We start from the raw sequence: 7,368 nt of genomic DNA on the forward strand, positions 1-7,368 counted from the left end.
CCCTACCTATATTTTTCAATAATCGTTGAGAGATCGCCATTATATCCTTCACGGATTTCGATCGCTTCATTTGATTTTCCCAATTTTTCATAAGAGAGAACTATTAAAGCTAGCAATTGCTCAGATGGCTCGCTCTCTAGTTGATTCATAATAGCAATAACCTGGCTATAGTCTTCTAAAAGGTAATATGCAAGTCCAGCGTATTCATGCGAAATATTACTTACGGTAAAATTCCTACTGTTAAAATCATCATGATCTTTTAGTAGCTTCTCTTTGAAGCTTTCATACGCCTGGAGATTATTCTGATAATCTTGTAGGGCCGAATTCAATAGTTCACTGACTTCACTTACGTCTTTTGTGTTCTCAGCAAGTAACACTTTTGCTTTAATGGTTCTTGCATAGAGAGAGGTGTTGAACTTGTCCACTTCTAAGCCCCTAGAAAAGTACGTTACAGCTTCCTGTTCATTTCCAAGTTTTTCTGCAAAGTCGCCGGCTTTTTTTAATACCTCTGAATTATTTGGCTCCACTTCAGTGGTTTGTGCAATAACTTCTTCAATTTTTCCCTTGTAGGTAGAATCACTTTTATACAGTTGAAGATACACATTGCTTACAGTCATCCAATATGAAATATTGTAGGGATTTAGGGATACTGCTTTTTCCAGTAGCTGCTCTTGCTCATGCAGGCCCGTAAATTGTTTCGCTTCTGTCACTAAACGGTCTGCCTGCATAAACCGATAGGAGAACACAGAGCAACTAATAACGAGTAACGTAAAAATACTATAAATCCCTACTAAGGCAATATTGTTTTTTGGTTTTGACACTTTTTGCTTGTTTCTCGTTCTACCTTTATATGTTGATTGTGTAGTAAGGCCAAGAACAATAAGCCAAAGAATTAGTAACCAAACTGTTCCAAACGAAAAATTAAAATCTAACAAACTATGAATGAATAGAACAAGGGTTGATAACATGACAGCAAGAAGTGTGCTATTATCACTTTCTTTTCGATATCGTTTAAATAATTGATAATAAATGTAAAAAATTACAGCTAAAAACAGTATCAGTCCAATCCATCCTGTATCAATTACTATTTCTGCGAATCCGTTATGTGTTTTATTAGATTGGTAAGGTAACTGTTGATATTTCTTAAAGATAACCCTGAACGCCTCTCCACCATGTCCTATAAATGGTGATTCCTTGCTGATCCGTAGAGCGTCCTCAGTAAAGATAAGCCTTTCCATCGCCGTTCCACTTGTTAAATCTATATCCTTAATTCTTTCCTGTAGCCCGGACGGTAATTGCTTGTAAACCAGTCCTTGGTTGGTTATATCCAATACCATTAATAAACCAAGTAAAACGGTAATCGTTGGTAGCATAAATTGAGACCATCTACGGTTCTCCCATTTTTCCAGCGGTGCATTCCATCTTTTCAATAAGTACTTTACTAAATAGACAGTTACAACTGAAAGTAAAATACTACCCACTAGAAGTAGAATATGGAGAAAAGTTTCCCCTCTGCTGCCTATTACACTAAAAGCAAACAATGCATATCCAAAACTTACAATAGTTAAGAGAAAGTATTCCAATTGCATTTTCATGCGTAGAAGTAGTAAACCTATAACCCACACAATTGGGAATACAAGCATCATTCCTCTAGAGTACGATGCCAAAAATCCGATTATATAAGGAACAAGTGGTATTACGTAGATAAGTTTTTGTAAGAAAGATAGCTCCCGTTTCAGCAGGAATATTAGTGAGAAAAAATAAAAAACGATCATAATCATTGCAAATGTATTTGGATACTTAAAAATACTGCCTAGTCTCCCGGCTATATAGGCGTTTTGCAACTGTAAAAGATCTAAATAGATGAACATTGAATAAAAGGCAATCCAAACACCTGTAAATTGAAAAACGAATGGCAGCCATTTTTGAATGTTTGGTTCAGAAGCAGACCAATATAGTAAAAGGAAAAAAGTCGCAAATGAAAACCATTGTATCACTGAATCCCACGCACCTAGTGGATTCTCTGCAATTGGCAATGGAAGCAGATAAATAAGGGGGATTATTAGAATAAAGATAACGTTTTTTAATACATATACCTCTCGTTTGAAATAGAGTCTTACTATTAGTAGTACAAACAGACTGAATAGTAAAATACTCAAGCTGTAAAAACTTAGATTTGAATACAATCCTGTTTTATATGGCGATAAGATGAAAATAAGCGAAATAAATATAAAAATAAACCAATTCATAATGTCCTCCACCTGTGTTATATCTTTGTTGCTACTCTCATTATTAGACATTTTTCTGGAAAATTCCACAATTTTCTACCAAAAGTCTTGCAATTCAAGTATACTAAACTAGAGTTTTTGGTAATAGTGGGTATTTATTCCTATTATTTTATTCCTATTTTATAAAGAGAGAGGGGACTTTTTATGCAAAAGTACAAATTTATCAATCTACTAGCAATCTTTTCTTTAGTAGTGACATTACTTATTCCCGTCACTTCTGCTAGTGCCGAAAAACTTACTAAGGAAAGCCTAAATGATTTAAAGGCTAATATCATGGCTGAGACAGCTTGTGATGATCCAACATGCGATACATATGAAGACTTGGGGTTTATCGATTTTCCAAACTTCAGTGTTTCTGACACTTCGATTGGATTTACATGGGAATATATTGGAGATTACGCAAACAAAGATGAATTTGAATACGTTGTCTTCATGATAGATGGTGATAGCTACATTCCTGTTGCTTCATTTCTTCACGAGGATGGTCCAATGGCTTACACCATTACAGGACTAACTCCTTCAACACACTATGAAGTGGGTGTTGATTTATATATTAATGGAGAGTTTGCATTCTCTCAAATGGGTTTTGTTGGGGAGACATATCCGACACCAACATTCTTTGAAGACGCTGCGCTTGAACAAAAGGTGAAGGAAACGCTAGAAATTGTTGATAGAGATCTTGAAGAAAGTGATTTAGCTTTATTAACTGAGCTAGATTTAATGTATGCTGGTGTTTCATCATTAGAGGGTATTGAAAAGGCAACAAACTTACAATCAATTAATCTATACTACAATTCTATTTCAGACTTAACACCATTAGCATCACTTTCAGGTTTAGTAACTTTATTGGCTGGTAGTAATAATGTTAGTGATTTAACTCCAATTCAAAACCTGACAAACCTTGATACATTAACTTTGTTCAACAATCCAATTACGGACATTACACCATTACGTAATTTACGTAATTTAACAGCTCTAGATCTCGATTATACAAATGCGAATTTAGAAGTGTTAGCTAACTTAACGAATTTAGATACTCTTTATTTAAATAATGCAGGAGTAACTCAATCTGATTTAACAGTTATTTCTTCACTTTCAAATCTAGTAAATTTATATATTGGAGAAAATGGATTAACTGATTTATCTGCGTTAGCTGCATTAACAAAGTTAGAAGATTTAGTTGCATACGACAATCAACTTTCTGACATTTCATATCTTGCGGAATTTGATTCAGTTGGATATCTTAATTTAAGCTATAACCTAATAAGTAAGATTGATGCTTTATTATTAATGGATTCTCTATATGTTGCGTTTATGAATGAAAATCCTCTTGGTACCTCTGCAAAAGCTATCATTGAAGAACTTGAAACAAGAGATACTTACGTTTTATTCGATGGAGAATTTAAAGATGAAGAACAACCAATATTTACATGGGTAAATAAAAATGGAAACTGGTACTATGAAGACCAATTCGGAAATAAGAAAACTGGCTGGTTTGATGATAATGGTACATGGTATTTCCTAAATTCAAACGGTGTTATGCAAACTGGCTGGGAAAAAGTTTCTGGTGTTTGGTATTTCTTCAATAACAGTGGAGTTATGCTATCAAATAAATGGATTAAGGATAGTGCTGGCGCTTGGTATTACGTAGGAAAATCTGGTGCTATGGTTACTAATAACTGGGTTTACGATAAGGGCTGGTACTATTTTGATAAAGATGGAGTTATGCTCACAAACAAATGGGCGTACGATAAAGGCTGGTACTATTTTGGAAAATCCGGTCTAATGGTAACAAATAGCTGGGTGCTTGATAATAAGACTTGGTATTTCGTTGGATCTGACGGTATTATGAAAACCAACACATGGCTTTATGATAATGCTTGGTACTACCTAACTAGCAACGGAACAATGCAAAAAGGTTGGAAGGTAATCGGTACAAAGTGGTACTACTTCTACAATAACGGCGTTATGGCTTCCAACACAACGATTGGCGGCTACAAGCTAGGTAAAGATGGCGCATGGATTAAATAATCAAATAAAAGGTGGACACATTTCGTGTCCACCTTTGCTTTTTTCAAAGAGTACCTGGAATTACTCTGCATTAGCCCTTTGATATTCAAACTCTTTTAAATTGTCTACAGAAAAGTTTAGTACTTGATCGTAAAGTTCTTCATTGAGCTTCTTATACTCTTCAATTGAAGCAATAGGCTGTCCCTCAGCAATTTGATCAATGATATATTCATTTATAAACATATAATAATGTGTCCAATCACTCATGTAATTGCTTAAATTATGGGTAATTTCACGATCAGCCTGGAAATCATAAATTTTCACATTGTCATAGTCTTGAACGAGATTATATATATCTTCCTTTACCTTTATACGCTCTTCAAATTCAGGAGTGCTGTCATTGAATTTGTTTATGTGCGTTAGAATTGGATAAGGAGCATAAAAGAAAATAAATTCTACATCCGGGTTTTCCTTCACTAAGGAAAGCATATTATCTGAAAAACTCTCCATCATAGAGTCGTATCTGTACTCTTCCTCAGGCTTCTTATTGTTTGGTTCTTTAGGTCCAAACCCAAAAGGCAGGTTCTCAATTTTTGCCGGTTCTACCCCATTCCCAAACTTAAAAAGCATTTCTCTGTCACGGTTCACATCTACATGTTTTAGATTTGCAATAAGATTGGTCTTAATTAATGAGAATGAAAAAGAATTTAATAAATACTTATAATCATTTAATGGATTACGATCATAAAGATAGAAAGGAAATTTATTGGGTTCATTTAACACGAATTCACTTCCACCTTGTATGGAATAATGATTAATTTCCCAAATGATTCGTTTCACCTTCTTTTCACGCAAACCCAATGAAGCAGTTAAACTCTGTTCCTTCGCTGTTCCCGCCGGTAATGTAGCATTTAAACTCTTTCCACCTAGTTTCTCATCAACGTAGGACTCTACAAAGTTCCGCCCCATTGACGTTCCCACAATTAACGTATCATACTCGGAATTTTTTACAAAGCCAGGTATTTGAAAACGTGCCTCTGTCGAGTACTGTTTTTCATAAAAACTTGAAAATCGATAGAAGGATAGCGGATCGAATATATATACGAATAACATAACAAGTGATAGTAAAATCGCAACAACACTAATATATTTTACTAAAAAGCTTCTTTTCACCACGTTATACAACCCCTCTAGAAGTTAAAGTACAAGAATTCACTTACTCGATTAAGTGAAAGAATTGAAACAACTGTGGCAACAGAGGCCCAAATAACATATTTCCATTCACCTTGTAACTCATTCATTAACTCAACTGAATTTTTCATACGAACCACAACAAATAAACCAAGGATTACAAATACCGCAACTTGAACAGTTGTGATTGTATTAAATAGAAATGCCTGTGAAAATGCAATCTGTATTGGTGATACCATATTAATGACCTGCTGCATTGCATCCGGTAGTGCAATACCATTGAAGCCAAACATCCCTTTTAAAACCTTAATTGCATCTGACCATGTATTTGCTCTAAAAAATACCCATGCAAAGTTAACTAACTGGAACGTTATAAACCAAGCAACAATCGTAGGCAGCTTAAATCCTCTATTTTTCCAAAAACGATTAATCATTGAAGCGAACCCATGCAATAGTCCCCAGAATACAAATGTCCAGCCGGCACCATGCCATAATCCACTTACAAAGAAGATAATTAAAATATTTATATAAGTTCTAACTTTACCCTTTCGACTCCCACCAAGTGGAATATAAAGATAGTTCGTTAAAAACCGATTCAGTGTCATGTGCCATCTTCTCCAGAAGTCTTGAATATTTAAGGCTTTATATGGAGAATTAAAGTTAATTGGCAATACAATATTAAACATCAATGCTGCTCCAATTGCCATATCACAATAACCACTGAAGTCAAAGTATAATTGGAAAGTATAAGACAACGAGGTTAGCCAGCCATCAAAAAATGTAAGACTGATTGAATCATCGAATCCATTTGTAGCCCAAACGGCAAATGTATCAGCAATTACTACCTTTTTAAAGAGACCAATAAAAAAGATAAATAATCCTTTAGAGATATTGTTTAGATTGATTCTTTTCTTCGCTGGATCATCAAATTGACCCATTACTTCCGCATGATGTACGATTGGGCCAGCAATTAACTGTGGAAAGAATGTAACAAATAGTGCATAGTTAATAAAATTGTATCCTTTTGTTTCACCTCTGTACGCGTCCACCAAATATGCTATTTGCTGAAACGTAAAAAAGCTTATTGCTAACGGCAATGCTAATTCTAATAGTGGAAAATCCGACTTAAAAGCAAGATTAACATTGGATAAGAAGAAGTCGTAATACTTAAAGTAACCTAATAAAAGGACATTAAGTATGATACCTATTGTTAAAAGCTTCTTTTTCCCGCTGATACTTTCAATTATTGGGAGGCGTTGTCCTATTATATAATTGCCGACCAATGACCCGACAATTAAAGGGAGATACGCAATATTCCACCAGCTATAAAAGAACAATGAACTGGCTACTAACCAGATTCGTGAAAAAATCGTTTTTTTCGTTTTATTTAATAAAAAATAAACCACAAAAACAACGGGTAAGAAGTAGAAAATAAACGTATATGAGTTAAATAACATTCGTGCACACCCCATTAATGTGTATAAATCGATAAGCTTCTACATGTTTTTACAACATATTACAATATACTACATTTAAGTAGTACATACAATTTAAATTTACACCATGAACTTCTTAATTCTTTTACTTTCAATCTTTTATTGGTGGGTTACGATTAGAAAATTCTTTTTAATGCCCATGATCGCCAAAAACGATGTCTAGTCTTATACTTTACTCTTTTCACGAAGTTAATCTTAATGTATTAGAAAACTCGGCGATTGCCGAGCCTTTTGGCGACAGCAGAGCCGTAGTTGCACTTATACAGATAGGAAAAAATTTTATGCTTCCCTACATGCTAAAAAAAGGGTTCAACGTCAAATGTTGGGGTGAAGTGAATTTCGCTTCACCCTTTATCCAATATGCGTACCTAATCTTTTAAACT

General features: G+C 34.5%; 4 protein-coding genes. 1 reads left to right on the top strand and 3 read right to left on the bottom strand.

Going from position 1 to position 7,368, the window contains the following annotated elements; all coding sequences use genetic code 11:
• Positions 1-2: 2 nt before the first annotated feature.
• Positions 3-2,249, bottom strand: coding sequence for an O-antigen ligase family protein (locus AB3M96_RS19955; RefSeq protein WP_412969360.1), 2,247 nt, complete (start codon positions 2,247-2,249; stop codon positions 3-5).
• Positions 2,250-2,432: 183 nt separating this feature from the next.
• Between AB3M96_RS19955 and AB3M96_RS19960 the strand changes: the two genes are divergently transcribed.
• Entirely contained in the window at positions 2,433-4,319 is a 1,887-nt protein-coding gene (locus AB3M96_RS19960; RefSeq protein ID WP_412969361.1) for a leucine-rich repeat domain-containing protein, read from the top strand.
• 60 nt (positions 4,320-4,379) lie between these two features.
• Here AB3M96_RS19960 and AB3M96_RS19965 read toward each other — a convergent pair whose 3' ends face one another.
• On the bottom strand, positions 4,380-5,474 hold the full coding sequence (locus AB3M96_RS19965) for a hypothetical protein (protein ID WP_412969362.1): 1,095 nt from the start codon (positions 5,472-5,474) through the stop codon (positions 4,380-4,382).
• A gap of 14 nt (positions 5,475-5,488) precedes the next feature.
• The gene (locus tag AB3M96_RS19970) at positions 5,489-6,946 is read right to left on the bottom strand and encodes an MBOAT family O-acyltransferase (protein WP_412969363.1); all 1,458 of its coding nucleotides are present in this window, start codon (positions 6,944-6,946) and stop codon (positions 5,489-5,491) included.
• Positions 6,947-7,368 lie beyond the last annotated feature (422 nt).

The sequence above is a fragment of the Ferdinandcohnia jepli genome (assembly GCF_047246645.1).
Classification (GTDB): domain Bacteria; phylum Bacillota; class Bacilli; order Bacillales; family Bacillaceae_L; genus Ferdinandcohnia.

What these genes read in the sequence shown, in the direction of transcription:
- AB3M96_RS19955 (WP_412969360.1), bottom strand. Translation starts at nt 2,249, where the DNA reads ATGAATTGGTTTATTTTTATATTTATTTCGCTTATTTTCATCTTATCG.
- AB3M96_RS19960 (WP_412969361.1), top strand. Translation starts at nt 2,433, where the DNA reads ATGCAAAAGTACAAATTTATCAATCTACTAGCAATCTTTTCTTTAGTA.
- AB3M96_RS19970 (WP_412969363.1), bottom strand. Translation starts at nt 6,946, where the DNA reads ATGTTATTTAACTCATATACGTTTATTTTCTACTTCTTACCCGTTGTT.